The 238-nt window shown below is 70.2% G+C and carries 1 protein-coding gene; it reads left to right on the top strand.

The features are described from left to right. Nucleotides 1-238 (top strand): response regulator (locus tag JMJ56_RS33490; protein ID WP_202836168.1); only part of this gene is annotated, 238 nt, incomplete at both ends.

Genomic DNA, 238 nt, shown 5'->3' with positions numbered 1-238 from the left:
ATGCCGCGCTGCGTGCCACCCTTGCCGAGCAGATCCTGTCCGGTGGCGAGTTCAGCGCCGATGAGGCGGAGAGCGCAACCGAGGCAGAGGCCAAGCTGGCCAGCGCAGGCGCCCGCTACGATGCCATCCTGCTGGATGTCGGGCTGCCGGATGCGGATGGCCGGGAGTTCTGCGCCAAGCTGCGCCGGGCCGGACAGCGCATGCCGGTGATCATGGTCACCGGCGCCGATGCCGAGCA

The organism is Belnapia arida (assembly GCF_016773205.1).
Classification (GTDB): Bacteria; Pseudomonadota; Alphaproteobacteria; order Acetobacterales; family Acetobacteraceae; genus Belnapia; species Belnapia arida.
Note: the sequence above shows the minus strand (reverse complement) of the source record. Positions and strands in the feature narration are given on the sequence as shown.